We start from the raw sequence: 21842 nt of genomic DNA, 5'->3' as shown, positions 1-21842 counted from the left end.
CATGCTTTCTCATTCAGCCGTTTTGCCAGGCGGTTACGGGCAAAAAGCAAAAACCCCGCCGAAGCGGGGTTGCGATGCGACAGTAATCAGACGTGCGATTAACGCAGCAGAGACAGGACGTTCTGAGTCGACTGGTTAGCCTGCGCCAGCACGGAGGTACCCGCCTGCTGCAGGATGTTCGCGCGGCTCATGTTGGACACTTCGGTCGCGTAGTCAGCATCCTGAATACGGGACTGGGAAGCGGACAGGTTGTTCACGGTGCTGTTCAGGTTGTTGATAACAGAATCGAAACGGTTCTGTACCGCACCCAGGGAGGAGCGCAGTTGGTCAACCTGCTGCAACGCATCATCCAACTGTTTCAGCGGATTGATAACATCGGTGTTTTCAGTTTTGGTGGTAACCACACCCGTCGTAGTATCAACATCAGCATTTTTATAGATGACTTCGCCGTTGGCGTTCGTGGTTTTTACCAGATACTTATCTGTACCGGTGCCATCATCGAATTTGTGCAGCTCCTCACCAGCATTTAAACCAGAGATCTTAACAGAAGAGCTACCGGTACCCGGGACAGTAATATCAGCTGCGGCACTAAAGTCAGCGCTAGTTTTACCTGCTACTTCTTTTGCAGTACTAATATCAATATCTGCGGCTTTACCTGTTGCAGGATCGACATCAACTTCATAGTATTTACCGCCATCGAGTACCGCATACTTAGTCGAACCACCATCCTGGTATTGCTGTAACGAATTAGCACTGGTTGAGTTGTCTACCTTACCAAGCGTAGGCTTCACGGTAGTCGTCCCTGCAGTATTAATGCTGGTAACCTTATCACCCACTTTGTTTTTCATATCGGTGACGTTAAAAGTATCCAGGCTCAGAGATTTAGCATCAACTTTGCTCAGATCAATGCTAATAGTCTCGCCATCATTAGCGCCAACCTGAATAGTCAGAGACTGATCTTTACTCAGTACTTTAACGCCGTTAAAGTCGGTCTGCTGGGAAATACGGTCGATTTCAGACAGACGCTCGGTAATTTCGTCCTGGATAGACTGCAGGTCTGTTTTAGAGTTAGAACCGTTTTGCGCCTGCACAGTCAGACGACGGATGTTCTGCAGGTTATCGTTGACTTCATTCAGCGCGCCTTCGGTGGTCTGCGCCAGGGAGATACCGTCGTTAGCGTTACGGGAAGCCTGAGTCAGGCCTTTGATGTTAGCGGTGAAACGGTTGGAGATCGCCTGACCCGCGGCATCGTCCTTGGCGCTGTTGATGCGCAGACCGGAAGACAGACGCTCAATCGCCGTGCCCAGGGAAGACTGGGATTTGTTCAGGTTATTTTGCGCCATCAGCGACAGGCTGTTGGTATTAATTACTTGTGCCATTATATGCATTCCTTACGAGTCAGTTGCGTTCTGTGCAACGTGGTTAAAAGGTTCGGGCTTGCTTGCCCACGGCGTCAACCACCGTCCCTTCTGGTATCGACGTATCCTCTGCAACCTTTAGCCATTTTTTGAAAAATTTTTCCCCCTCCGCCAATGGCGAAAATAACGCGCTTTTTCCCTCTTCTATTACGCCATCGCCTTTTTCACTTTTTCGGTAAACTTTTTCTCCACTGGGCCGATAACGCAATAAGCGAATAACGTCATTAGTAAGGAGAAACACCAATGGCATCGATCAGTTCCTTAGGCATCGGCTCAGGACTCGACCTCAACGGTTTACTGGACAAACTCAGCAAGGCGGAACAACAGCGCCTGACGCCGTATACCACTCAGCAAACCAGCTATAACGCGCAGCTAACGGCTTACGGCACGTTAAAAAGCTCGCTGGAAAAATTCGATAACCTGAGCAAGGAGCTGGCCAAGCCGGAGTTTTTCAACAGCACCACCGCCACCAAGCACGACCAGTTCACCATCACCACCACCGATAAGGCGGTGCCGGGCAACTATAGCGTTGAAGTGCAGAAGCTGGCGCAGCCGCAAACCCTGACCACCCAGGCGACGATTACCGATCAACAGGAAAAACTGGGTACCGCTGGCAATAGCGATCGTTCCATTACGATCACCGCCGGTAATCCGCCGAAAGAGACCACGATTCCGCTGAGCGACGACCAGACCTCGCTGCTGGAGATGCGCGATGCCATCAACGGCGCCAAGGCCGGCGTTACCGCCAGCATCATGCGCGTCGGCGACAATGACTATCAGCTGGCGCTGAGCTCCACCAGCACCGGCGAGAAAAACACCGTGTCGTTGCAGGTGAATAACGACGATAAGCTCGGCGCCATCCTCAATTACGACAGCAGCAGCAACAGCGGCGCGATGAAACAGACCGTTGCCGGACAGGATGCGGAGATTATCGTCAACGGCACCAAAATTAAGCGCAGCACCAACTCGATTGCCGATGCGCTGCAGGGCGTCACCATCGACCTGAAAACCACCACCAAAGCCGGCGAACCGCAAAACCTGGTGATCGGCATCGATAAAAGCGGCACCGCCGACAAAATCAAAGAGTGGGTGGATAATTATAATTCGCTGCTCGACACCTTCGGCTCGCTGACCAAATATACCCCGGTGAAAAGCGGTGAAGCGCAAAGCGCCAAGAACGGCGCGCTGCTGGGCGATAACACCCTGCGTGGCATTCAGTCCTCGATTAAAAGCGCGCTCAGCGCCGCTCAGGACAACCCGGAGCTGAAAGGCCTTGGCAACCTCGGGATCTCTACCAATCCCAAAACCGGCAAGCTTGAAGTCGACAGCACCAAGCTCAATAAAGCGCTCGACGAGAAACCGGATCAGGTCGCCAACTTCTTCGCCGGCAACGGTAAAGACACCGGGATGGCCACCGAAATCCATAATGAAATCCAGAACTATATTAAAGCGGGCGGCATCATCGAGAACTCGACCAAAAGCATCAACACCAATCTCGATCGCCTGAATATCCAGATCGACACCGTTTCCGACAGCATCCAGAACACTATCGATCGCTATAAACAACAGTTTGTTCAGTTGGATACCATGATGTCCAAGCTGAGCAGCACGGGTAACTACTTACAACAGCAGTTCTCGTCCCAGTAACCCTTAATCAGGTAATGAAACAGCATGTATAACCGTAGCGGCACGCAAGCCTACGCACAGGTCAGTCTGGAAAGCAGCGCGATGAGCGCCAGTCCGCACCAGTTAATCGTAATGTTGTTCGACGGGGCGCTTAACGCCCTGCTTCGCGCACGCATCCTGATGAATCAGGGGGATATCGCCGGTAAAGGCCTGGCGCTGTCGAAGGCAATCAACATCATCGACAACGGGTTGAAAAGCGGCCTCGACCACCAGCAAGGCGGCGAAATCGCCGATAATCTGGCGGCGCTGTACGATTATATGAAGCGACGCCTGATGCAGGCCAACCTGCATAATGACGAAGCGGCGATCGTCGAAGTGGTCAAGCTGCTGGAGAATATCGCCGATGCGTGGCGGCAAATTGGGCCAAACTATCAACCTGCTCAGGGTACATTGTGATGGAACGCCAACAGCAGCTTTTAGCCGCCTATCAGCAGATCCATACCCTGAGCAGCCAGATGATTGCCCTGGCACGCGCCGGGCAATGGGAAGCGCTGGTGGAAATGCAGTTTGCCTACGTGACGGCGGTCGAGAAAACCGCCGAATTTACCGGCAAAGCGGGGCCATCGCTGGCTCTGCAAGAGATGCTCAACGCTAAGTTGAAGCAGATTATCGACAATGAGGGAGTACTGAAAGGGCTATTGCAACAGCGGATGGAACAATTAAAAACGCTGATCGATCAATCCACTCGCCAGAACGCGGTCAACACCGCTTACGGCCAGTTCGACGATCGTTCGCTCCTGCTTGGCGAACTGCAGTCCGATAATGTGGTCGCCATTAAGAGCAAAAGCGAAGAATTACAATAACAACAACCTTACAGCCTGATATTCCGGCCAGGAAGCGCATGATGGGGCTCGCCAGGGCAATGCTGAGTGTTGCCTGGTAAGCCATCGGCGGGTTTTACAGGAGTGAATAAGCAATAATATATAGTTTCATTTACGCCCCACTCATTCATCAATTAAATATTCTACGCGCCCTGCCAGCTAAAAGAAACAACTCACAAGCTTAGGGAAATATGCCTGTAAAATAATCTATGTTATCTTGACCGGGTTAATATGATATTTGTCACGAGGATAAAATATGGATGTATTCCTCTGGAAATGAGCGCCCCTGCGTTGGCTCTTAAAGGTGTTTCATCAACGGTAAAGGAATACAGACAGGCAATACCATATATGAAATTGATAATAAGTAATCACTCGATTTTCAAGTAGATAAGATATGCTTTAAAAACCATCGAAAAAGGTGTTAATTTCCAAACAGCAATCAGAATAAAAATAATGGTTAGCGGATAAGTAAAATCATTACTTTCGAAGTTAAAAATCCACGAAACGACTATGGCAAAGGCAATACAAACAACAATAACGCCCCCCCAAAAACGTTTTCGTAAACTGTCGATCAAAGTAGCATAGGTTTCATTGTTACTTTCTTGTCGCGTCAGGATTTCGCGCAGGCGGGCAATCTCCTTATCGGTGAAGCCATGTTCACGAAGATCATCTTCTGTTAGCTGCTTTCCCACGCCAGGCTCCTCCATGCTGGTTATATATTTCTCCAACGTTTCCGACTGAAGATACCCGTTATATCGCTCAACCAAATGCTCAGGTGTCATGCAGACAGCCGGGGTTACCACAGGCCGTGGAATATTGCCCCTGAAGTTGCCAGGGGTCAAGCGCGCGCGTTTATGCCATACAACGGTTTCACGCCTGATCCGCCAGAATGCGGTCAGTTTAAAGGAGATGCGTTACGCTACCGCCCCACCTTCATCCTCCCAACGGCAGACCATATGGTACAGTTCCCGCTCGTCGTATTCATCGTGGAATCTATTCACAACACCCTCCAGAAGACCGTTAGCCATGCTCTAAGTTTAGTCACTGTTAAGGAGGGAGACAGATCAGAGGGAGTTGAAACGGCGGTTACTCGCTATCCTGTCGCCAGGTTTCATGAATCATCGCTATCGCGACAAAAGCTAAAACGACAAAAAATACAACGGTCTGAAGCCACAGCATAACGCCTCCACGGAGCAAAATTTGCGCGGATTATTTGCCACCGGGCCGAGAAACGATAGTGAATTGCCATCCAAATTTAAATTTTCGCCTTACACTGCTAAAACAAAGATACCCTCTCTTCTGGCTGAAGAGCCGATATTTAATAATGGTGTAAGTTGTCCTTGTTAAGCCAACGCTAAGGTAACAATCGTCGCAATCGTTCCCCAAAAGGCCAACAAACCGAGGAAAATCCCAATCCACACCTTACTCCGCAACTGATAGTCTACTTTTCCGGACATCTGCTATTCCAAATTAGAATTATTTTGGCAAGACCATACAGTTTGTAGTGCTAGTAGTCAGATCGTTTGTGACGATCGATGAACAGCTATTGATCTGTATCCCCTATCAATAGTAATGATACTTCAGGCCCATTCATTCACCGGGTGAAAGAGCAAAATCAATGCAGAGGCGAGCAGTTTTTTGCCGTTGTCGCCGTAAATAGACAAAACCGCCAGCGTTAGCATAGCGGTTTGCAGGAAGAGAATGCGCCGAGATTGTATAACTAAACCGGCATATTCATGATGTCCTGATAGGCCGCCACCAGCTTATTGCGCACCTGCACGCCCATCTGCAACGAAACTGAAGATTTCTTTAAATCGACCATCACATCATTCAGGCTGATACCCGGCACGCCCAGCTCGAAGTTTTGCGCCTGTTGACACGCGGCCTGCTGGGTATCGCTGATTTTACCCAGCGCGGCGGTGAGTTCACTGGCAAAACTGACTCCCTGCGGTACGCTATTCTGCCCGTTTTTTCCCGCCAGAACTGTCTTTCTTCCCCCAATAATACTGCAAGTACCCGCACTTTCGTCACCCAACTAATACAGATGCATATTCCTTATTGCTTTACAAATGACGGCGTTTCTCGGTGGATTGGTATATCCCCCATTAGTAACAGACCACTAAATCGGCGAAAATATAACGAAGACACCAACATAAAACCGCAGCGTAAGTCCTCCTCAAAGATTTCTTTAACTCATTGACTCTGTGCGGAAAAACTGTCATGAAATACTGATCCAACTGAAATTTTATGGAGAAGCAGAATTCAAGTTTGAACTCTATTAGTGCAGAGATAATGAGATAAACGCTCTAGATTTCGCTGTATCTAAGTACCAGACTGGTTCGTTGCAATACGTCCTCAAAAATGAGGAGTGTCAACATGACAATATCAATTCTTGGTATCAACCAAGCAAAAACGTTTTCTAGCTTCATGGCGTAGATCACGAAGGTCATATTATTTTGCGAAAGATGCTGACACGGGCCAAATTTGTAGCGGCATAGTAAATCAGGCTACCAGATTAATGGTGATAGTTTCATCTCAACACAAAACAGGTGACTTAATGAACAAGAAAACCAAACGTACTTTCACTCCTGAGTACAGGCTGAATGTGCACAACTGATTGTTGATAAGGGCAACTCAAATCGATAAGCCAGTGAGACGATAAATGTCGGTTCTACCACACTTGAAACCGAGATACGCTAGCTCAGCACGAGCGCCGGGGGATTACACCCACAACCTCCCCATAAATGTATCTGCAAGCTAGAAATGGAGTACGGCGAAAATGATTTATCTCCCTCTGTCAGAACCAGCATCTTCACAGGCTAAACATAACTGAGAATTTTAAGATCACGTTCAACAGGCAGAAGAAGTTCAGGCTTCGTGGTATAGTTGTGCAGGAAACCTGTCAGAAAATATCCAAAATCCCAGGAGGTTGCATGTTAACGGCTACTTATATAGTAGCAGCAGAGGGCAATGCCCGATAATTCAGCGTCGCAGAGCAGTTCTGCTTCATAGTTGGGGCCGACATCAAAGGAACATTCAAGCTGCGGGAAACAGCAACAGACAGAGATCAGCAAACGTGGCGATGAATATTTCAGATACATCCTGGTTCACGGCGCAAGCGTACTTACCACCTGGGTCAATTGGAATGGCGCAGTGGAGGAGAATATCTGGCTCTAGGGACTTCTTGAATGGAAGCACTACTGTGCTGCAGTTGTCGCTATGGCGACAAAAACGGCCAGAATTATACGGGCAATGTTGACACACAATACTGAATATCAACCTCGTCAAACTGCCTTTCTTGGTAGGCGCTGGTGACTTTAGAAGATGGAAAAACGGGTAAGATCTTAGGCAGGATAAACTGAGGGGCAGTAAGGGCAAGTCAGTCAGCAGAGGATGATTAGTACCTGTCTGGTTGATTTCTTCCTGGTTCGGGAAAACGAAATCTTATCAGAACCGGAAATGGCGACATATCTACGTTTATCACTTAACTGAAAAAAAATTGCATCACAGGATGTGTCTATATATGTTACCAAAAATTTCGTGTTTTGAACCCATACATACTACAACACCATTTTGTACTATAGGAATGAACTGAATTTCAATGTAATAAAATAGCTAACAAAATCATATTTATGTTTAATTATCATCCTATCACTGCTAAAATATAAATCTTTTGTAAACGTATATATGGAATAGTACATGGCGAGCATACAAATTTTGAGATTTATTGCAGCTGCGTTAGTTGTAATTCATCATTTGTCTTTCAAGCTAAACACACCTTCTTACCCTGGGCACTTTCTACAGCTTGGTGCATCGGGCGTCGATATGTTTTTCATCATTTCTGGTTTTATTATGATGTTAATCTCTACCCGTGAAAACGAACCCGTAAATTTCATAAAAAAGAGGGTGAAACGAATTTACCCAATGTACTGGCTATATACATCATTGGCTATTTTTATTTTATTAATAGCACCTGAACTTATTAAACCATCTGAAGGTAAAGATGGTATTACTGTTTTAGGCTCATTAACCCTTATTCCTTTTTACAACCAAGAATTTGCACTTAAAGTTGGTTGGTCTCTTACCTATGAAATGTTCTTTTATCTTATTTTTGCCACTTCCTTATTTTTAAAGAGAAACATTGCGATAACATCCAGCCTCATCATTATAGCTTTTTATACTACATCATTATTTACTAATTTCTTCCTTATTGATTATTTAGGGCGAAGCATTGCACTTGAGTTCATTCTAGGAATTATTGCTTACAAGCTATATATTAATCAGAAATTAAAAAACAACTTTATTTTAATCTCCGTTCTTTCATTAGCTTCATTTGTATTTTTAATATTTACTGAAATAAATAACAGTACGCTAGACCCTGCCGCACCAGACAGACGATTTGCAATGTGGGGTATCCCAATGTTCTTTATATTTGTATGGTTCATCTCTCTCGAGGAGAGCATAAAATCCTTTAAAATCCATAAAGCACTTTCGACGCTTGGGGATGCATCTTTCTCTATCTATCTCAGCCACCTCTTTGTTGTATCTGCTTGTGTAGCTGTTTTCAAAAAATTACCGATTCTACATGGAATTAATTTTTACGTAGCCACATTAATTATCGCTACTATATCAATAGCATTTGGATATTTATCATATCGTTTCATTGAAAAACCAAAATTATTGGAAAGAATTTTCCCAATTGTAAAGCTGGCATTCAAAAAAAAATATCAGGCATAACACTTGGTCAGTTTTAAACTCATATTTGACAGATGGTGAGAAATATATCAATGTCACCCGCCATCTGTTTTAACCACTCAACCTGGTTACAATAGCAAATTAACTTAGATATATATTAAGAAACCAATAGAACTTCAAAAAATATATTTTATATCCACCCCTCCCCCCCCAAAAATCATGACGGGGATATGTCCATTCATCAATCAACTGCATCGAACATTGCACCGGATTTTTTCACTAGAAATAAGAAGTTGAACAAGCCCTATAACGAAAGGTTGTTGCCACACCTAAACTGGCATATTCATGATGTCCTGATAGGCCGCCACCAGCTTATTGCGCACCTGTACGCCCATCTGTAACGAAACTGAAGATTTCTGTAAATCGACCATCACATCATTCAGGCTGATACCCGGCACGCCCAGCTCGAAGTTTTGCGCCTGTTGACGCGCGGCCTGCTGGGTATCGCTGATTTTACCCAGCGCGGCGGTCAATTCACTGGCAAAACTGACTTCCTGCGGTACGCTATTCTGCCCGTTATTTCCCGCCTGAATCGCCATCGCCTGCATCTGTTGCAGTACGCCTTCAATACCCTGAATCGCCATCTTTTCCTCAATACTGTCGTGATCGCCAGGCGCTATTTCACCCTGTACTTCTCCAATGCTGCACACCCTAACACAGCGATTTTTGCTTAAAGCGGTTAATTAGCCGCAAAAAACCCGGCTTATCGGGCAATCAGAATCATCTGATAAGACGAATAATGGCCTGCCCAGAAATGGGAGCGCCGCTATTGAGAAAAGATGTGTATCAGGGAGTCTGTTTTGTCACATAACGCTATCCATACCGTTCGTCAGCACGCCAGCGCGCGTCGCCGCCTGAACGCCAGCGAAGGATACCGCCAACCATGAGTGCCTCGTTATCCGCCGGCGAAAGCCGCGACAACGGCCTGCAGGCCATCTGGAGCCGTCTGCGCGCCAATCCAAAAATACCACTGCTGGTGGCCGCCTCCGCCGCTATCGCCATTATCGTCGCACTGCTGCTGTGGGCGAAAAGCCCGGATTATCGCGTGCTGTACAGCAACCTGAACGATCGCGACGGCGGCGCTATCGTCACCCAACTGACGCAGATGAACATCCCCTACCGCTTCGCCGAGAATGGCGCGGCGCTGATGATCCCGGCGGAGAAAGTGCATGAAACCCGTCTGCGTCTGGCGCAGCAGGGGCTGCCGAAGGGCGGCGCAGTTGGCTTCGAACTGCTGGATCAGGAAAAATTCGGCATCAGCCAGTTCAGCGAACAGATTAACTATCAACGCGCTCTTGAAGGCGAACTCTCACGCACTATCGAGTCGCTGGGGCCGGTGCAGAACGCGCGGGTGCACCTGGCGCTGCCGAAGCCCTCGCTGTTCGTCCGCGAGCAAAAATCCCCTTCCGCCTCTGTCACCCTGACGCTGCAGCCGGGCCGTGCGCTGGATGATGGCCAAATCAACGCTATCGTCTATATGGTATCGAGTAGCGTCGCCGGCCTGCCGGCTGGCAACGTCACCGTGGTCGATCAGGCAGGACGCCTGCTGACGCAGTCTGACGGCACCGGGCGCGACCTCAACGCCTCGCAGTTGAAATATGCCAGCGAAGTGGAAAGCGGCTATCAGCGACGCATTGAAACGATCCTGGCGCCGGTGGTCGGCAGCGCCAACGTACGTGCTCAGGTGACCGCACAGATCGATTTCGCCTCCCGCGAGCAGACCGACGAACAGTACCAGCCGAACCAGCAGCCCGATAAAGCGGCGATCCGTTCGCAGCAAACCAGCAGCAACGAGCAAATCGGCGGACCGCAGGTGGGCGGGGTTCCTGGGGCGTTATCCAACCAGCCGAGCGCGCCGGCCACCGCGCCGATTGAAACGGCTAAACCGACGGCCAATAACGCCAACAACGCGACCAACACCCGTAGCGCCGCGGCCAACAGCGGCCCGTTAAGCACCCGACGCGACGCCACCACCAACTACGAACTCGATCGCACCATCCGCCATACCCAACAAAAAGCCGGGACGGTGGAGCGTCTGTCGGTCGCCGTGGTGGTGAACTACAGCCTCAACGCCGACGGCAAAGCGCAGCCGATGAGTAAAGAACAACTGGCGCAGATTGAAGCGCTGGTTCGCGAAGCGATGGGCTACTCCAGCACCCGCGGCGATAGCCTGCAGGTAGTCAATACGCCATTTACCGACAATCAGATGACCGGCGGCGAGCTGCCGTTCTGGCAGAGCCAGGCGTTTATCGATTTGCTGCTCGAACTGGGACGTTATCTGCTGGTGCTGCTGTTCGGCTGGGTATTGTGGCGCAAGCTGATTAAGCCACAGCTGCAGCAGCGTCAGGCCGCACAGCAAGCCGCGGTCGCCGCCGCCAGCGCGCCGGTCGCTAAAGCGAACGACAGCCATAAACCAAGCAATGAGGAGCTGGCGCTGCGCCGTAAATCGCAGCAGCGCGTCAGCGCAGAAGTCCAGAGCCAGCGCATCCGCGAACTGGCGGATAAAGATCCGCGGGTCGTCGCTCTGGTAATCCGCCAATGGATGAGTAACGAACTATGAGCCTGACCGGAACCGATAAAAGCGCCATTTTACTGATGACGCTGGGCGAAGACCGCGCGGCGGAGGTGCTCAAGCACCTCTCCTCCCGCGAAGTCCAGCTTTTGAGCGGCACCATGGCCGGCATGAGCCAGGTCTCGCATAAACAGCTCGGCGAGATCTTGTCTGAATTTGAAGACGATGCCGAACAGTTCGCCGCCCTGAGCGTCAACGCCAGCGACTACCTGCGATCGGTGCTGGTGAAAGCGCTGGGCGAAGAGCGCGCCGCCAGCCTGCTGGAGGATATCCTCGAATCCCGCGAAACCACCTCCGGGATGGAGACGCTCAACTTTATGGAGCCGCAGAGCGCCGCCGACCTGATCCGCGATGAACACCCGCAGATCATCGCTACCATCCTGGTACACCTCAAGCGCGGCCAGGCGGCGGATATTCTGGCGCAGTTCGATGAGCGCCTGCGCAACGACGTGATGCTGCGTATCGCCACCTTCGGCGGCGTGCAGCCGGCGGCGCTGGCGGAGCTGACCGAAGTGCTCAACAACCTGCTCGACGGCCAGAACCTCAAGCGCAGCAAAATGGGCGGAGTGCGTACCGCCGCCGAGATTATCAACCTGATGAAAACCCAGCAGGAAGAAGCCGTTATCGACGCGATGCGCGAATACGATGGCGAGCTGGCGCAGAAGATCATCGACGAGATGTTCCTGTTCGAAAACCTGGTGGAGGTCGACGATCGCAGTATCCAGCGCCTGCTGCAGGACGTGGACAACGAATCGCTGCTGATTGCTCTGAAGGGCGCCGAGCAGCCGCTGCGCGAGAAGTTCCTCAAAAACATGTCCCAGCGCGCGGCCGATATTCTGCGCGACGATCTCGCCAACCGTGGGCCGGTGCGCATGTCGCAGGTGGAAAACGAACAGAAAGCGATTCTGCTGATAGTCAGACGGCTGGCGGAGAGCGGCGAAATGATTATTGGCGGCGGCGAGGACACCTATGTCTGATCGCATTAATTCCATGCCCTGGCAGCCCTGGTCGCTCAACGACCTCGGCGACGCGGCGCCAGCTTTCGAACCACCGCTACCGACGTTGGATAACGAAGCCTTGCAGCCTGACGCTCAGGCGGAACTGCAGCAGCAGCTTGCCGCCCTGCGCCTGCAGGCCGAGCAGCAAGGTCAGCAATCCGGTTATGCCGATGGCCAGCAAAAAGGCTATGAAGCCGGATTTCAGCAGGGACTTGAGGAGGGCCGCCAGCAGGGGCTGCTGGAAGCACAACAGCAGCAACAGCCGCTGACCGACCACTGGCAACAGCTGGTGAGCGAGTTTCAGCACACCCTTGATGCGCTCGATTCGGTCATCGCCTCACGCCTTATGCAGCTGGCGCTAACCGCCGCGAAACAGGTGCTTGGCCAGCCGCCGGTCTGCGACGGCACTGCCCTGCTGACGCAAATTCAACAGTTGATCCAGCAAGAACCGATGTTCAACGGCAAGCCGCAGCTGCGCGTACACCCGCAAGATTATGAGCGCGTTGAGCAGCAGTTAGGCACCACCCTCAGCCTGCACGGCTGGCGGCTGTTGGCGGATGGCGATCTGCATCCCGGCGGTTGTAAGGTCAGCGCCGAGGAGGGCGATCTCGACGCCAGCCTCGCCACCCGCTGGCATGAATTGTGTCGCCTCGCCGCGCCGGGAGAGCTGTGATGACCGCCCGTCTCGGCCGCTGGCTGAATTCGCTGGAAGCGCTGGAGCAGCGTATCGCCCGTACGCCGACCGTACGACGCTATGGCCGTCTGACCCGCGCCACCGGTCTGGTGCTGGAGGCCACCGGCCTGCAGCTGCCGCTCGGCGCAACCTGCCTTATCGAGCGCGACGGCGGGGGCGGCGTGCAGGAAGTGGAAAGCGAAGTGGTCGGCTTTAACGATCAGCGGCTGTATCTGATGCCGCTGGAAGAGGTCGAAGGGATCGTGCCAGGGGCGAGAGTTTACGCCCGCAGCGCGACGGACGGCCAGCACGCCGGTAAACAACTCCCGCTGGGCCCGGCGCTGCTGGGACGCGTGCTCGACGGCGGCGCCAGGCCGCTTGACGGCCTGCCCGCGCCGGAAACCGGCTATCGCGCGCCGCTGATTACCGCGCCGTTTAACCCGCTGCAGCGTACCCCTATCGAGCAGGTGCTGGACGTCGGCGTGCGCACCATCAACGGCCTGCTGACCGTTGGGCGCGGCCAACGTATGGGACTGTTCGCCGGCTCCGGCGTCGGTAAAAGCGTGCTGCTGGGCATGATGGCGCGCTACACCCAGGCCGACGTTATCGTCGTCGGCCTGATCGGCGAACGCGGCCGGGAAGTAAAAGACTTTATCGAGAATATTCTCGGCGCCGAAGGACGCGCGCGTTCGGTAGTGATCGCCGCCCCGGCGGACGTATCGCCGCTGCTGCGCATGCAGGGCGCCGCTTACGCCACCCGTATCGCCGAAGATTTTCGCGATCGCGGCCAGCACGTGCTGCTGATCATGGATTCGCTCACCCGCTATGCGATGGCGCAGCGAGAAATCGCGCTGGCGATCGGCGAACCGCCTGCAACCAAAGGCTATCCGCCATCGGTATTCGCCAAACTGCCGGCGCTGGTTGAACGCGCGGGCAACGGTATCAGCGGCGGCGGTTCGATCACCGCCTTCTATACCGTACTCACCGAAGGGGACGATCAGCAGGATCCGATCGCCGATTCGGCGCGCGCGATCCTCGATGGTCACGTGGTGCTGTCCCGACGTCTGGCGGAGGCCGGTCACTACCCGGCCATCGATATTGAAGCCTCGATCAGCCGCGCGATGACGTCGCTTATCGATGACGAACATTATCGCCGGGTACGCACCTTTAAACAGATGCTGGCCAGCTTCCAGCGTAACCGCGATTTAATAAGCGTCGGCGCCTATGCCGCCGGTAGCGACCCGCTGTTGGATAAAGCTATTACCCTGTATCCGCAAATGGAGACCTATCTGCAGCAGGGAATTTTCGAGCGCTGCGGTTATGACGAAGCCTGCCAGCAGCTACAGCAGTTGATTGTTTAACGCCATCGGAGACGCCACGCCATGAAAGCACAGTCCCCTTTGATTACCCTGCGCAATCTGGCCCAGGAGGCCGTCGAACAGGCGGCGCAGCGTCTGGGCCAGGCGCGCCAGGCGCAACAGGCCGCCGAGCAACAGCTGACGATGCTGCTTAACTATCAGGACGAGTACCGGCAGAAGCTCAACAGCACCCTTTCTGGCGGCATGGAAAGCTCGCGTTGGCAGAATTACCAGCAGTTCATTGCCACCCTCGAACAGGCTATCGAACAACAGCGCCAGCAGCTGCTGCAGTGGGGACAAAAGGTGGATCACGCCGTGAAGCAGTGGCAGGACCATCAGCAGCGGCTGAACGCCTACGATACCCTGCACACGCGCGCGCAAAACGCCGAACTGCAGTTGGAAAACAAACGTAATCAAAAATTGATGGATGAGTTCGCGCAACGCAGTACACAAAGGAATACCGCTTCATGAATCTCAATGCTTTGCCCGCCCTTAGCCTGCCCGGCGACGCCAGCGCCCTGCCGGATCTGGCGCTCGACGACGCTCAGCTGTCATCTGCCTTTGCGCAACTGCTTGGCGCGCGCTTCACGCCCGCGCAAAGCGGCACGCTGCCGCCGCCGGCACTGAGCGCCGACGATGAAAGCGCCCCGCCGCTAAGCCGTAACCAGCTTAACCAACTGCTGGCCGCGCTTGGCGAACGCGGCGCGCTGCTGGTCAATGCGTTACCGCCATCGGCGGAAAACGCCGTCGACACGACAGTGAAAAAAGAGGATACGCGCGCGGATGCGCCGCCGCTCAGCGAGGCGAAAGCCTTAGATCCGGCAACGCTACAGGCGCTGTACGCCATGCTGCCGGCGGCAATCGTCGCCCCGACCCCGCAGACCGCGCTACCGCAGGCTCAACAAGCTGCGACCAGCGGCGATAAAACCGCGCTCCACATCGGCAACGCAGCTATTCAGCATGTCGCGAACCTGCCGGAAGGCGAAGCGGCGGCGAAGCCGCAGCCGGGCACGGCTCCCCTTAGCGGGCAAAATCTGCCTTCTCATGTTGCGCAGACCGCGACCACGCCGCAGCACGATATGGCCGAACATCCGGCGGAGAATACTCCGGCGCAGCCAGCCGCCGTCGCTCTCGCCGCCGCCAGCCCCAGCCAAAGCGCCACGCCCACCAACGCGCTGGTAACCGCGCCGCCGACGCCGCAGCTTAATGCCCAGCTCGGCAGCCCGGAATGGCAGCAGGCGCTGAGCCAGCAGGTGCTGATGTTCCACCGCAACGGCCAGCAGAGCGCCGAACTGCGCCTGCATCCACAGGAACTGGGGGCGCTGCAGATCACCCTGCAGCTCGACGATAAACAGGCGCAGCTGCACATCGCTTCCGCACACGGCCAGGTACGCGCGGCGGTCGAGGCGGCTATGCCGCAGCTACGTCACGCGCTGGCTGAGAGCGGAATCAACCTCGGTCAGAGCAGCGTTGGCGGCGAGGCGACGCCGCAGTGGCAGCAGCAAAACGGTAACGGTGAAGGCCGCGCCAGCTACGCGGAACGCCATGGCGGCGGCAGCGATGCCACGCCGATTGAGCCAGTCAGCGCCCCGGCAGCCCTGCAGCGAATGGCCAACCAGCTCAACGGCGTCGATATTTTCGCCTGAGGGGCGCTAAACGGCCAATCTGGCCCCCATTTGCCCGTTTATTCCGGCTATTGCCTCGCGCGTTAGCCGCGATAATACCTTTATATGTCATACGTGCGGCGCCGCCGCGCGTGATGCCCGTCAGCAACGCGGCGGGCGGAACAACAGGAATTTGATTTGGCTATGTCTCAAAACTCCCTTCCGGCAACCGCGCCCAAACGCCCCTTACTGATCATCCTGCTGACGATCGTCGCCGTGGCCGCCTGTGCTGCCGCAGGTTACAGCTGGTGGCTGCTGCAACAGCGCGACGGCGGCGCGCAAACCGCCATCGAAAAGGAAAAACCGCCCGCGCCGCCGGTATTTATGCCGCTGGATACCTTCACCGTCAATCTGGTGACCCCGGACAACGATCCGGACCGCGTACTGTATATCGGCCTGACGCTGCGCCTGCCGGATGAAGCAACCCGCCGCCAGCTTAATGATTTCCTGCCGGAGGTACGCAGCCGCCTGCTGATGCTGCTCTCGCGTCAGGAGGCCGGTCATCTGGCCAATGAGCAGGGCAAACAGCAGCTGGTCGCGCAGATCAAAGAGATGCTGAGCGCGCCGCTGGTTAAGGGACAACCGAAGCAGGTGGTCAGCGATGTGCTGTTCACCGCCTTCATACTGCGGTAATCACCATGGGCGATAGCATTCTTTCACAGGCAGAGATCGACGCCTTGCTCAACGGCGACAACACGGGCGATGAGCCCGAGAAGGTTGTCGGCGGTAAAGAGAGCGAGGTTAAGCCTTACGATCCGAATACCCAGCGCCGCGTGGTGCGTGAACGCCTGCAGGCGCTGGAAATTATCAACGAGCGTTTTGCCCGACAGTTCCGCATGGGATTGTTCAACCTGTTGCGCCGCAGCCCGGATATCACCGTCGGACCGATTAAAATTCAGCCGTACCACGAGTTTGCCCGCAACCTGCCGGTGCCGACCAACCTTAATCTGGTACACCTGAACCCGCTGCGCGGCACGGCGCTGTTTGTCTTCGCGCCGAGCCTGGTATTTATCGCCGTCGATAACCTGTTCGGCGGCGACGGGCGTTTCCCGACCAAGGTCGAAGGCCGCGAATTCACGCCCACCGAACAGCGGGTCATCAAACGCATGCTGCGCCTGGCGCTGGACGCCTACGGCGACGCATGGAGCGCAATCTATAAGATTGACGTCGAATATGTGCGTGCGGAAATGCAGGTCAAATTCACCAACATCACCACCTCGCCGAACGATATCGTGGTGACCACGCCGTTCCAGGTGGAGATTGGCGCGCTAAGCGGTGAATTCAATATCTGTATTCCTTTCGCCATGATTGAACCGCTGCGTGAACTGCTGACCAATCCGCCGCTGGAGAATTCCCGTCAGGAAGATAGCCAGTGGCGCGAAACGTTGGTCAAGCAGGTGCAGCACTCTGAGCTGGAGCTGATTGCCAACTTCGTCGATATCCCGATGCGCTTATCGAAAATACTTAAGCTGCAGCCTGGCGACGTTTTACCGATAGATAAACCGGATCGCATTATCGCCCATGTCGACGGCGTGCCGGTGCTGACCAGCCAATATGGCACCTTAAACGGGCAGTACGCCCTTCGTGTTGAACACTTGATTAACCCTATTTTGAATGCTCTGAGTGAGGAACAGCCCAATGAGTGATCCTAAGCAACCGTCTGGCGCAGGAAAGGAATCCGTAGACGATCTGTGGGCTGATGCGCTTAATGAACAGCAGTCGTCTGAGAAATCCAGCGCCACCACCGATGGGGTGTTCAAATCGCTGGAGGCCCAGGATGCGCTCGGCAGCCTGCAGGATATCGATCTGATCCTCGATATTCCGGTAAAGCTGACCGTTGAACTGGGGCGCACCAAAATGACGATTAAAGAGCTGCTGCGCCTGTCGCAGGGATCGGTTGTCGCGCTGGATGGCCTGGCGGGCGAACCGCTGGATATCCTGATCAACGGCTATCTGATAGCCCAGGGCGAAGTGGTGGTGGTGGCCGATAAATTCGGCGTGCGCATTACCGATATCATTACCCCGTCCGAACGTATGCGTCGGTTGAGCCGCTAATGACCGCCCCCGTTACCGTGCAGGCCAGTCAACCGGTTACCGAACCGGCAATATCCGGCGGCTCGGCGCTCATGCAGGTAAGCAGCGCGCTCGGCGCGATTCTGCTCCTGATCCTGCTGGCCGGTTGGTTGTTCCGCCGTCTCGGCTTTGCGCCGCAGGCGCGCAACGGCCGGTTGCTTAACCTGCGCGCCAGCTGCCAGGTTGGCCAGCGCGAGCGCGTGGTGGTGGTAGAAGTCGATAATACCCTGCTGGTGCTGGGCGTCACCGCCCAGCAGATCACCCCGCTTCATCAGTTCCCGGCGCCGCCGCGTGATGAAGATAACACGGCGCTCACGCCTGCGAACGACTTCCGCCAGCTGATGCAAAACGTCCTCAAACGCCCGGAAAAATAGCCATGTTCCCTACTCTGTTCGCTTGCCTTCGCCGTCGGGCGCCGTGGCTCGCCGCCGCGTTACTGCTGCTGAGCCCTGCCGCCTTCGCACAGCTGCCGGGGCTTATCAGTCAGCCGCTGGCCAACGGCGGCCAGAGCTGGTCGCTGCCGGTACAGACGCTGGTGCTGTTGACCTCGCTGACCTTCCTGCCGGCGATGCTGCTGATGATGACCAGTTTTACCCGCATCATCATCGTACTGGGTCTGCTGCGTAACGCGCTGGGCACGCCTTCCGCGCCGCCGAACCAGGTGATGCTTGGGCTGGCGCTGTTCCTGACCTTCTTTATCATGTCGCCGGTGTTCGACAAGGTCTATCAGGAGGCGTACCTGCCCTTCAGCCAGGACAAGATCGGCCTTGATACGGCGCTGGATAAAGGCGCGCAGCCGCTGCGCGAATTTATGCTGCGCCAGACCCGCGAAAGCGATCTGGCGCTGTACGCTCGTTTGGCCAACCAGCCGCCGCTGGCCGGGCCGGAGGCGGTACCGATGCGTATTCTGCTGCCCGCCTACGTCACCAGCGAACTGAAAACCGCCTTCCAGATTGGTTTTACGGTGTTTATTCCGTTCCTGATTATCGATTTAGTGGTCGCCAGCGTGCTGATGGCGCTGGGGATGATGATGGTGCCGCCGGCGACGATCTCGCTGCCGTTTAAGTTAATGCTTTTTGTGCTGGTGGATGGCTGGCAGCTGCTGCTGGGCTCGCTGGCGCAGAGCTTCTATTCCTGAACCGCCGGAGAACAATCATGACGCCAGAATCCGTGATGGCCATTGGCACCGAAGCGATGAAGGTCGCCCTGGCGCTGGCCGCCCCGCTGCTGCTGGCGGCGCTAATCAGCGGGCTGGTGGTCAGCCTGCTGCAGGCCGCCACCCAGATTAACGAGATGACCCTATCGTTCATCCCCAAAATTCTCGCGGTAGTGGCGACGATTATTATCGCCGGACCGTGGATGCTGAACCTGCTGCTGGACTATATGCGCACATTATTCAGCAACCTGCCTAATATTATCGGCTAGCCGTGATCCCCTTTGACAGCGCCCAGCTTAGCGAATGGCTCAGCCAGTATTTCTGGCCGCTGCTGCGTATTCTGGCCCTCATCAGCACCGCGCCGGTGTTGAGTGAAAAGCAGATAAGCAAAAAGGTAAAAATCGGCCTCGGCGGCCTGATTGCGATACTGATCGCCCCAACGCTGCCCGCCAACACGATCCCCATTATCTCTGCTGCCGGTTTATGGCTGGCGATTCAGCAGATCCTGATCGGCGCGGCGCTGGGGCTAACGATGCAGCTGGCTTTCGCCGCGGTACGCCTCGCCGGCGAAGTCATCGGCATGCAGATGGGGCTATCGTTCGCCACCTTCTTCGACCCCAGCGGCGGCCCCAATATGCCGGTGCTGGCGCGGCTGCTGAACCTGCTGGCAATGCTGCTGTTTTTAAGCTTTGACGGCCACCTGTGGCTGATCTCGCTGCTGGCCGACAGTTTCCATACCCTGCCGATCCAGAGCCAGCCGCTGAACGGCAACGGTTTCCTGGCGCTCGCCCAACTGGGTTCATTAATCTTTATCAACGGTATGATGCTGGCGTTACCGCTGATTTGTCTGTTGCTCACGCTCAATATCGCCCTGGGTCTGCTCAACCGTATGACGCCGCAGCTATCGGTATTCGTGATCGGTTTCCCGGTGACCATGACCTTTGGCATTATGACCCTCGGCATGATGATGCCGATGCTGGCCCCCTTCTGCGAACACCTGTTTGGCGAGATGTTCGATCGCCTGGCGGCCGTTATCGGCGGTATGACGTTTTAACCTTGCCGTTATTTCCCTCTTTTTCGCCGGACAAAATGGCAATAAAAACCGTTTACTGGGATAAAAGCCTGGAAAAACGTTTTTATTGCTACTAAGGTCCGAATGTTCATAGCGGCTTGAATTAAAAAATAGCCACCCTACAATAAAGCCTGAATTTAATTGTTAGTGAATTTTATTTTTTAGAAAAATTGAAACCTCGGGAAACGCAGAATATTTTCATGCGTGGGTTTAGTGCATCTTTAATAAAATAAGGAGCGACATCATGATTAAGGCGAAAGGTAACCGTATAGCGCGGCGCATATTAGGCCTGCCCCACTGGGAAAGTAACCGATTTAAAATCGTGCTGGCCGACACTGCAGCTGGCGGAAAATGGAAAGTGGTGAAGAAAAAGAAATAATCCTGACTGGCAATTGATCTATTCGCAACATAATTCCAAATTGCACAGTGCGGTAGCCCCGGTAAGCGCTAGCGCCACCGGGGATTTTGAGGCCACCCACACAGGCAGTTTCAGTTCGCAATGGTACGTTCCGTAGGTCGGGTAAGGCGTTAGCCGCTACCCGACAAAAATATTCCTGCCGGTTTCCATTCTAAATTTGACCATCAAAGATATAGATATTGCCTGATTCGGAAAAATAAAAGAGTTAATAATATAGTCAAGGAAAAACAACGCCTCTTTACTCTATAATTGCTTTCTTTAAACGAATACGCTCACACAGCATGACGCAGCGCCCGTATTCCCTTTCCAGTCTGACGACGCAGCAGCGCAAGCAGCGTTGACACTTCCGAATAACCCACGTCAGCGGTAATCGTCTCAATATCTTTCCCCTCGGCAAGCAGCTGCTTTACTCGTTCGACCCGCAATTGCTGAAAAAAAGCCAACGGTGATTTACCCAGCGCGGCCTCCGTTCTGCGCTGCAAGGTTCGTGGATGCACGTTAAGCGCACCGGCGGCCGCCTGCAGGGAAAATCCCTGCGCCAGATGCGCCCGCGACCAGTGCTCAAAGCGGTTTATCAGGTCATCGGCATGCTGAGGATAACCTGCCGGCAGGCGTGAAACCTGAGGATGGCGGATATCAGCCGCCATCGCTGTCGTCAGCAAATCCGCAAGCGGCGGGCTGCTCTGGCGAATCAACCACAGCGCCAGCTCCACATGGCCCATCATAGCGCCGGGAAGCATTGGCGGGGCCGCATTGAGCCATGACGTTGTGGCGGCCTGCTCATTGAGCAAACGGCTATCAGCCAGGATAAAGGTATTTAAACAGGCAGCGGCAATTTTAACGCCGTGCTTCGCCATGTTTTGCAAAAACCGCTTAGCGGCAGCAATTTCGTGCCAGCCATCCGGTGGCGATTGTCGTGCGTGAACGTAGATCGCCGGCACCACAATCCAGTCGGGATAATCCAAACCCGATGCCTGATGAGCAGGAATACTCAGCCCATGGGCTGATTTAACCTGCCCGGTCATTGCAATCATTTGCACATCAAAGCGAGAAATATTCATGCTCTGGCGTCGCGCCATATCATTGGCCGCGGCGAACGTATCCAGCAACGTCGCTAAGCCGGTGTCGAAAACGCCATCCAGAGCCAGAATATTTATCTTCATGTCGTTAATGGTATT

Annotated in this window: 25 protein-coding genes and 1 pseudogene; 20 read left to right on the top strand and 6 right to left on the bottom strand. The window is 54.0% G+C overall.

Annotated features, from left to right (window positions below; translation table 11 throughout):
- Positions 1-98: 98 nt before the first annotated feature.
- Together ABLV07_RS08295 and ABLV07_RS08290 are read right to left on the bottom strand one after the other, a co-directional pair.
- Positions 99-1379 carry a FliC/FljB family flagellin gene (locus tag ABLV07_RS08295; protein WP_047041764.1) on the bottom strand — a complete coding sequence of 427 codons (1281 nt, stop codon included), beginning with the start codon at positions 1377-1379 and terminating at the stop codon, positions 99-101.
- A 43-nt stretch (positions 1380-1422) separates the two neighbouring features.
- The gene (locus ABLV07_RS08290; protein WP_047041762.1) at positions 1423-1668 is read right to left on the bottom strand and encodes a hypothetical protein; all 246 of its coding nucleotides are present in this window, start codon (positions 1666-1668) and stop codon (positions 1423-1425) included.
- Here ABLV07_RS08290 and fliD point away from each other — a divergent pair.
- Genes fliD through fliT form a run of 3 tightly spaced genes read left to right on the top strand, consistent with a single transcriptional unit; the run spans position 1662 to position 3907 of the window.
- Complete coding sequence (fliD, locus tag ABLV07_RS08285; RefSeq protein WP_348853439.1) at positions 1662-3065, top strand: flagellar filament capping protein FliD; 1404 nt, start codon at positions 1662-1664, stop codon at positions 3063-3065. The genes ABLV07_RS08290 and fliD overlap by 7 nt on opposite strands.
- A 24-nt stretch (positions 3066-3089) precedes the next feature.
- Positions 3090-3500, top strand: a complete 411-nt coding sequence (fliS, locus tag ABLV07_RS08280) for a flagellar export chaperone FliS (RefSeq protein WP_015704959.1) — start codon at positions 3090-3092, stop codon at positions 3498-3500.
- Entirely contained in the window at positions 3500-3907 is a 408-nt protein-coding gene (fliT, locus tag ABLV07_RS08275) for a flagella biosynthesis regulatory protein FliT (protein WP_015367285.1), read from the top strand. The genes fliS and fliT overlap by 1 nt, the downstream gene beginning before the upstream one ends.
- Before the next feature lie 386 nt (positions 3908-4293).
- Here the strand turns inward: fliT and ABLV07_RS08270 are convergent, their stop codons facing one another.
- Both ABLV07_RS08270 and fliE (ABLV07_RS08265) read right to left on the bottom strand, forming a co-directional pair.
- A complete protein-coding gene (locus ABLV07_RS08270) occupies positions 4294-4707 on the bottom strand; it encodes a hypothetical protein (RefSeq protein WP_227505452.1) in 414 nt (137 codons plus the stop codon).
- A 938-nt stretch (positions 4708-5645) separates the two neighbouring features.
- Complete coding sequence (fliE, locus tag ABLV07_RS08265; RefSeq protein WP_227541710.1) at positions 5646-5927, bottom strand: flagellar hook-basal body complex protein FliE; 282 nt, start codon at positions 5925-5927, stop codon at positions 5646-5648.
- Between the two features lie 519 nt (positions 5928-6446).
- On the opposite strand from fliE (ABLV07_RS08265), the pseudogene ABLV07_RS08260 reads away from it, so the two are divergent.
- The 3 genes and pseudogenes from ABLV07_RS08260 to ABLV07_RS08250 all read left to right on the top strand — a co-directional run.
- Positions 6447-6666: pseudogene (locus ABLV07_RS08260) on the top strand (transposase); the annotation flags it as partial.
- Between the two features lie 271 nt (positions 6667-6937).
- A complete protein-coding gene (locus tag ABLV07_RS08255; protein WP_126027523.1) occupies positions 6938-7102 on the top strand; it encodes a transposase in 165 nt (54 codons plus the stop codon).
- A 522-nt stretch (positions 7103-7624) separates the two neighbouring features.
- Complete coding sequence (locus ABLV07_RS08250; protein ID WP_157194945.1) at positions 7625-8662, top strand: acyltransferase; 1038 nt, start codon at positions 7625-7627, stop codon at positions 8660-8662.
- A gap of 287 nt (positions 8663-8949) precedes the next feature.
- Here the strand turns inward: ABLV07_RS08250 and fliE (ABLV07_RS08245) are convergent, their stop codons facing one another.
- Positions 8950-9264, bottom strand: coding sequence for a flagellar hook-basal body complex protein FliE (fliE, locus tag ABLV07_RS08245; protein WP_059305285.1), 315 nt, complete (start codon positions 9262-9264; stop codon positions 8950-8952).
- A gap of 299 nt (positions 9265-9563) precedes the next feature.
- Between fliE (ABLV07_RS08245) and fliF the strand changes: the two genes are divergently transcribed.
- From fliF to sra, 14 genes are all read left to right on the top strand, one after another.
- Positions 9564-11240: a flagellar basal-body MS-ring/collar protein FliF gene (gene fliF, locus ABLV07_RS08240; protein WP_045360116.1), complete on the top strand. Its 1677-nt coding sequence runs from the start codon at positions 9564-9566 to the stop codon at positions 11238-11240.
- Positions 11237-12229 carry a flagellar motor switch protein FliG gene (fliG, locus tag ABLV07_RS08235; protein ID WP_020079200.1) on the top strand — a complete coding sequence of 331 codons (993 nt, stop codon included), beginning with the start codon at positions 11237-11239 and terminating at the stop codon, positions 12227-12229. Before fliF ends, fliG begins: the two co-directional genes overlap by 4 nt.
- Positions 12222-12923 carry a flagellar assembly protein FliH gene (gene fliH, locus ABLV07_RS08230; RefSeq protein ID WP_015367293.1) on the top strand — a complete coding sequence of 234 codons (702 nt, stop codon included), beginning with the start codon at positions 12222-12224 and terminating at the stop codon, positions 12921-12923. Before fliG ends, fliH begins: the two co-directional genes overlap by 8 nt.
- Entirely contained in the window at positions 12923-14284 is a 1362-nt protein-coding gene (fliI, locus tag ABLV07_RS08225; RefSeq protein ID WP_045360121.1) for a flagellar protein export ATPase FliI, read from the top strand. Before fliH ends, fliI begins: the two co-directional genes overlap by 1 nt.
- A 21-nt stretch (positions 14285-14305) precedes the next feature.
- A complete protein-coding gene (gene fliJ, locus ABLV07_RS08220; protein WP_015367295.1) occupies positions 14306-14752 on the top strand; it encodes a flagellar export protein FliJ in 447 nt (148 codons plus the stop codon).
- Positions 14749-15927 carry a flagellar hook-length control protein FliK gene (locus tag ABLV07_RS08215; RefSeq protein ID WP_108684374.1) on the top strand — a complete coding sequence of 393 codons (1179 nt, stop codon included), beginning with the start codon at positions 14749-14751 and terminating at the stop codon, positions 15925-15927. The genes fliJ and ABLV07_RS08215 overlap by 4 nt, the downstream gene beginning before the upstream one ends.
- A gap of 162 nt (positions 15928-16089) precedes the next feature.
- The gene (gene fliL, locus ABLV07_RS08210) at positions 16090-16578 is read left to right on the top strand and encodes a flagellar basal body-associated protein FliL (RefSeq protein ID WP_348853440.1); all 489 of its coding nucleotides are present in this window, start codon (positions 16090-16092) and stop codon (positions 16576-16578) included.
- Between the two features lie 5 nt (positions 16579-16583).
- Entirely contained in the window at positions 16584-17591 is a 1008-nt protein-coding gene (fliM, locus tag ABLV07_RS08205) for a flagellar motor switch protein FliM (RefSeq protein WP_045360126.1), read from the top strand.
- A complete protein-coding gene (gene fliN / locus ABLV07_RS08200; RefSeq protein ID WP_015367299.1) occupies positions 17584-18000 on the top strand; it encodes a flagellar motor switch protein FliN in 417 nt (138 codons plus the stop codon). Before fliM ends, fliN begins: the two co-directional genes overlap by 8 nt.
- On the top strand, positions 18000-18392 hold the full coding sequence (gene fliO, locus ABLV07_RS08195) for a flagellar biosynthetic protein FliO (protein WP_045360128.1): 393 nt from the start codon (positions 18000-18002) through the stop codon (positions 18390-18392). The genes fliN and fliO overlap by 1 nt, the downstream gene beginning before the upstream one ends.
- Before the next feature lie 2 nt (positions 18393-18394).
- Positions 18395-19156 (top strand): flagellar type III secretion system pore protein FliP, encoded by a 762-nt coding sequence (fliP, locus tag ABLV07_RS08190; RefSeq protein ID WP_020079205.1) that lies wholly within the window; start codon positions 18395-18397, stop codon positions 19154-19156.
- 17 nt (positions 19157-19173) lie between these two features.
- Complete coding sequence (fliQ, locus tag ABLV07_RS08185; protein ID WP_015367302.1) at positions 19174-19443, top strand: flagellar biosynthesis protein FliQ; 270 nt, start codon at positions 19174-19176, stop codon at positions 19441-19443.
- Positions 19444-19445: 2 nt separating this feature from the next.
- Entirely contained in the window at positions 19446-20228 is a 783-nt protein-coding gene (gene fliR, locus ABLV07_RS08180; protein WP_015367303.1) for a flagellar biosynthetic protein FliR, read from the top strand.
- A gap of 262 nt (positions 20229-20490) precedes the next feature.
- Positions 20491-20625, top strand: a complete 135-nt coding sequence (sra, locus tag ABLV07_RS08175; protein ID WP_015367304.1) for a stationary-phase-induced ribosome-associated protein — start codon at positions 20491-20493, stop codon at positions 20623-20625.
- A 311-nt stretch (positions 20626-20936) separates the two neighbouring features.
- On the opposite strand, the gene ABLV07_RS08170 is transcribed toward sra, so the two are convergent.
- Positions 20937-21827: a helix-turn-helix domain-containing protein gene (locus ABLV07_RS08170; RefSeq protein ID WP_348853442.1), complete on the bottom strand. Its 891-nt coding sequence runs from the start codon at positions 21825-21827 to the stop codon at positions 20937-20939.
- Positions 21828-21842: the final 15 nt, after the last annotated feature.

Origin of the sequence: Klebsiella sp. CN_Kp097 (assembly GCF_040064495.1) — a bacterium.
GTDB classification, from domain to species: Bacteria; Pseudomonadota; Gammaproteobacteria; order Enterobacterales; family Enterobacteriaceae; genus Klebsiella; species Klebsiella aerogenes.
The sequence above is the reverse complement of the archived record's forward strand: the minus strand, read 5'-3'. Positions and strand labels throughout refer to the sequence as shown.

Excerpts from the sequence above, each read along its gene's own strand:
- ABLV07_RS08295 (WP_047041764.1), bottom strand. The coding sequence starts at position 1,379 with ATGGCACAAGTAATTAATACCAACAGCCTGTCGCTGATGGCGCAAAAT.
- fliD (WP_348853439.1), top strand. The coding sequence starts at position 1,662 with ATGGCATCGATCAGTTCCTTAGGCATCGGCTCAGGACTCGACCTCAAC.
- ABLV07_RS08290 (WP_047041762.1), bottom strand. The coding sequence starts at position 1,668 with ATGCCATTGGTGTTTCTCCTTACTAATGACGTTATTCGCTTATTGCGT.
- fliS (WP_015704959.1), top strand. The coding sequence starts at position 3,090 with ATGTATAACCGTAGCGGCACGCAAGCCTACGCACAGGTCAGTCTGGAA.
- fliT (WP_015367285.1), top strand. The coding sequence starts at position 3,500 with ATGGAACGCCAACAGCAGCTTTTAGCCGCCTATCAGCAGATCCATACC.
- ABLV07_RS08270 (WP_227505452.1), bottom strand. The coding sequence starts at position 4,707 with ATGACACCTGAGCATTTGGTTGAGCGATATAACGGGTATCTTCAGTCG.
- ABLV07_RS08250 (WP_157194945.1), top strand. The coding sequence starts at position 7,625 with ATGGCGAGCATACAAATTTTGAGATTTATTGCAGCTGCGTTAGTTGTA.
- fliE (WP_059305285.1), bottom strand. The coding sequence starts at position 9,264 with ATGGCGATTCAGGGTATTGAAGGCGTACTGCAACAGATGCAGGCGATG.
- fliF (WP_045360116.1), top strand. The coding sequence starts at position 9,564 with ATGAGTGCCTCGTTATCCGCCGGCGAAAGCCGCGACAACGGCCTGCAG.
- fliG (WP_020079200.1), top strand. The coding sequence starts at position 11,237 with ATGAGCCTGACCGGAACCGATAAAAGCGCCATTTTACTGATGACGCTG.
- fliH (WP_015367293.1), top strand. The coding sequence starts at position 12,222 with ATGTCTGATCGCATTAATTCCATGCCCTGGCAGCCCTGGTCGCTCAAC.
- fliI (WP_045360121.1), top strand. The coding sequence starts at position 12,923 with ATGACCGCCCGTCTCGGCCGCTGGCTGAATTCGCTGGAAGCGCTGGAG.
- fliJ (WP_015367295.1), top strand. The coding sequence starts at position 14,306 with ATGAAAGCACAGTCCCCTTTGATTACCCTGCGCAATCTGGCCCAGGAG.
- ABLV07_RS08215 (WP_108684374.1), top strand. The coding sequence starts at position 14,749 with ATGAATCTCAATGCTTTGCCCGCCCTTAGCCTGCCCGGCGACGCCAGC.
- fliL (WP_348853440.1), top strand. The coding sequence starts at position 16,090 with ATGTCTCAAAACTCCCTTCCGGCAACCGCGCCCAAACGCCCCTTACTG.
- fliM (WP_045360126.1), top strand. The coding sequence starts at position 16,584 with ATGGGCGATAGCATTCTTTCACAGGCAGAGATCGACGCCTTGCTCAAC.
- fliN (WP_015367299.1), top strand. The coding sequence starts at position 17,584 with ATGAGTGATCCTAAGCAACCGTCTGGCGCAGGAAAGGAATCCGTAGAC.
- fliO (WP_045360128.1), top strand. The coding sequence starts at position 18,000 with ATGACCGCCCCCGTTACCGTGCAGGCCAGTCAACCGGTTACCGAACCG.
- fliP (WP_020079205.1), top strand. The coding sequence starts at position 18,395 with ATGTTCCCTACTCTGTTCGCTTGCCTTCGCCGTCGGGCGCCGTGGCTC.
- fliQ (WP_015367302.1), top strand. The coding sequence starts at position 19,174 with ATGACGCCAGAATCCGTGATGGCCATTGGCACCGAAGCGATGAAGGTC.
- sra (WP_015367304.1), top strand. The coding sequence starts at position 20,491 with ATGATTAAGGCGAAAGGTAACCGTATAGCGCGGCGCATATTAGGCCTG.
- ABLV07_RS08170 (WP_348853442.1), bottom strand. The coding sequence starts at position 21,827 with ATGAAGATAAATATTCTGGCTCTGGATGGCGTTTTCGACACCGGCTTA.